A 3,493-nucleotide genomic window follows, 5' to 3' on the forward strand; every position below is an offset into this window, starting at 1 on the left:
CGAGTGCCGCCGCCAACGCGCCGGACAACGCTGAGACCCGCGCCGATCCTTTGGCCGCATCCGGTGTGCCCTACTCGCTTGTCCCTGGCACGAGGTTCTTTTCTCTTAGGGATTGTTGAAGATCACCGTATAGCTTGAGCGACGCGTCTCCGCCAGGTTTTCGAGACATGTCCGGCGAACTCATCATGCCTGGAAACTGGTAGTGCAAGACGGTCTCGAAGTCCGTATAGGTTTCCAGCTCTTTTCGTATTCCGTCAAACGCCCTTGGATGCAGTTCGACGCCGTTTTTGAACTCGAACGATTCGAGATCCATCCACAGATGGCATCCCGCACGGCGGCCTAACCGGTGCAGGATCTCGGCGGCGGCTTCACCGGAGATGTCACTCTTGGGCATCCGGCTGAACCCGAACGGACAGAGAATGTCCACGTCGGGCAAGAGGCGTTCATAGTACCCGTTGGCCTGTTTGATGAAATGGCAGTTGGTGGCCAGCATTACGGGTTTGCCTGGGGCCAACTGGTTCACAAATGGGCGAAATTCGTGGAAGAAATCAACGAGTTGTTGGCGGCGGCGGTCGTCTTCGCCCAAGTTGCCCGCGATTTCGTCTGAGACATACCAGCCATAGAATGATCGATGCCCACCATACCGGCGCCAGATTTCCTCCGCAACCACCCTGTGCCACGCAAGCGATGCCGGGGTGAAGTCAAAGAACGCATAGCAGCCGATGCCTGGCAGTACGTGCATTCCCAGGCGATCGGTCTCATCGAGTATCGTCTCGAGGGGATCCGTGGATGCAATCGGCATCCGGCCCGGGAACAGCATCGAGGGATAGTAGGCCTTGCCCGCGTAACCGTCGCGTTCAATCGTGTGGCGGCCGACGTGGGTGTAGTTCTGGAACATCATCGTGATGACGACGATATCTTGCCCCACGGCGTGCATCGCCCGGATGAGTTCGCGCCACTGCGCGGCGCTCATTTTGGCCAGTTCGTCGTTGAACGGGCGGCCTTCCTTCTCGTCATGATGATAGATATCCACCCACGCGCCCCCGAGCATACGGGGCGACTGCGTATCCATGTCCAATATGCGAATGGTGTCGTTCTCGCGCCACTGTTCGCCTTTGCTCGAGACGACAAGTAGCACCCGGTGATCGCCGCCAGGCTTTGGACCTTTCCACCAGAATCGAACGGTTGTCGAGCTGCGGGAAGGAACGGTCACCCGCTCGCAATGCAAGATGGTTTCCTCTGTCTCCTCGTCAAGATAGGCCCGCACGTGAAATGTTCGGGCGGCGGCAGTCGAGTTGCGCAGCCCACAGCGGATATCCAAGTCAACCTGCTTTGTCATCGTTTCCGGCGGGACCAGGGTCAACGACACCGGGCTGATCGAAAACGCTGCGGGACCGAAGGTCGTATCAAGAAGTCCACTATTTGCGGCTCCCTCGAGAAGGCCTGCTAAAATGAAAACGAAGACCCCGATTGCTCCGTTCATGTCGCTGGCTCCCTGATGTTGGCAGTATAACCGAATGCGAGGGGAGTTTGTGTGTAGTCCCGCATTCATCGGGAAAGGTAGAGCGGGCTTCCACTGGCTGCTAGAATTCCTGCAATAAGGAATATCCTGAGAGCCGCATGTTTGGTGTACCCTTCTGGTAGGAATGCCCCACTCCTATCTGGTCCAACAGCCGGGTTGCGGCTCGCTATTCGCTACGTCGCCTCAATGTGATTGTTGAATTCCAGTTTTACCGGCGGATGAACCTATTTAAGAATGCTTCCATTCCGGCATCAAACACGCCGCAATTCTCAACATCCACGGATGGTACTGGTCCAGGACAAGCCCCTCCAGCATGAACAGCCGAGTCGATATAAAGATCGCGCTCCCTCAGTTGCAAGAGAAATCCCACGCAATCAACGTCACCCAATACAAAATCCGAATCATCTTCAAGCTCACGACTTTGACCGTCAGCGCATAGGACTGGTTCTCCAACGTTGCCTGAGGAGAATGGGAAAAAGAGAAGATGGCCGGATTGAAGTTCCTCCAAGAAGTGCGACCTACCCTCTTCGGGACCAAATTCAGGCACGCCTCCCGGGGCTGCAACCTTCACAATGGCATATGATGGGTGCACATCCTGAGACATTTCTCTGCCGACAAAGTCAAGCACTGCCTTAGTGAATCCCTCCATATCGAAGTCATCGAAAGCAACCTGTCTCTGCTTCATTGTGTTCTCCTTCCATATCAAGCGACAATGGTCGCGTGGTTTCTTCACAAGACCGAAGGATCGCGCTATCGCAGCATGACACCCCGCGCTGGAAGCCGCATATTTGAATCGTTAGTTCGGCTGGAGGTCATGAGACTGGGATACATGAGGGTTACCTAGTTTCTCCTCAACGGATTATCCACAGAGCTTCTGGCCCCCTTGAAACGGCGTTTGACCCAGCCACCTGATTTGGCGAACCGACGAAGCTAATTCATGCTAGTCTGACATGAACGCAAAATGCAAGAATCGGGCGAAAGGCCTGCTACGGGCAACCATTTGGGGTATCCCAATGGGGAGGGTTAACTCGGGCGGCACCCATTGCTTCAAGACGTATCGCCCCTTCCCTCATACTTCTCCCTTCGCCGATCTTTCCACTATCAGCGCCACAATCGCCGTCCGGATGTTCTCTGGCAGATTGGGCCAGGTGTCGACGATGCGGGCAAGGTTGGGATTGGTCGCGAGAGCCTTTAGAATCGCGATGGTTCGGCGGCGTTTTTGCCATGCGTCTCGGGTGCAATTTTGTGGTCCGGTAGTTGTCAGGAAGCTGTCCGGGACTAACGCACCTGTCACTTAACAGGGACAATGTGGACATACGCCCGGTTCCGACGTCTGACCGCGTCGCTCTCCGCCGCAGCGCTTGGCGCGGACCTACTTGAGGCGACGGTAGACTTCTTAGAACTTTCAGGTTTTGCCGAGCCGGCCGCGTTTGGCGAGGCTGAGAAGCACCTTCTCCAGAACCTTGACCTGACGTGCCAGGCGCCTCAACTGACCCTCCTCGCCGATGGCCCTGTCGACGGCAGCGAGCGATGCCGCCGAATCGCCTGCGGATAGCGTTTGAGCGCCTGCTTTCACATGCTCCGCAACGGCGCGCAACCTGCTTTTCAGGGCTTCCTCGAGTCTGGCTATGCGCTGTTCAACGCCGAGTTTGAGCAGCGCGTCGCTAATTCGTTTCTTCAGGCCGGTCTTCTCCTCTGGAGTCATGGCGCCCGCGCGATCACGCAAGTCCTCGTGAAGCACGGCTTCGTCAAAGGCCATCAGCCGTTCATTCAGCCTCTTGACCGTCTCGATATCTCTCCAGATAGCCTCCTCCTCCGGCACGGCCCTTTCCATCTCTTCAAGAATGCGACGCCGCTGACTCGGGTCGGCACCGTGGCGGCGTATGGATTCCCGCAATTGCCTCAGGTCGCGCTCCAGATGCCTGCTCTCGTGGGAGACGTTGTTGGCGGCGCGTCTGCCGAACCGCCTGA

The 3,493-nt window shown here is 56.8% G+C and carries 3 protein-coding genes; all 3 read right to left on the reverse strand.

From position 1 onward, the window contains the following. Nucleotides 1-70: 70 nt before the first annotated feature. Nucleotides 71-1,483 carry a DUF4434 domain-containing protein gene (locus tag PLJ71_22605; GenBank protein ID HQM51479.1) on the reverse strand — a complete coding sequence of 471 codons (1,413 nt, stop codon included), beginning with the start codon at nt 1,481-1,483 and terminating at the stop codon, nt 71-73. Nucleotides 1,484-1,730: 247 nt separating this feature from the next. Continuing rightward, complete coding sequence (locus PLJ71_22610; protein ID HQM51480.1) at nt 1,731-2,207, reverse strand: hypothetical protein; 477 nt, start codon at nt 2,205-2,207, stop codon at nt 1,731-1,733. A 720-nt stretch (nt 2,208-2,927) separates the two neighbouring features. Continuing rightward, nucleotides 2,928-3,493 (reverse strand): hypothetical protein (locus PLJ71_22615; GenBank protein ID HQM51481.1); only part of this gene is annotated, 566 nt, incomplete at its 5' end.

The organism is Candidatus Hydrogenedentota bacterium, assembly GCA_035416745.1.
In the GTDB taxonomy this organism is placed as follows: domain Bacteria; phylum Hydrogenedentota; class Hydrogenedentia; order Hydrogenedentales; family SLHB01; genus UBA2224.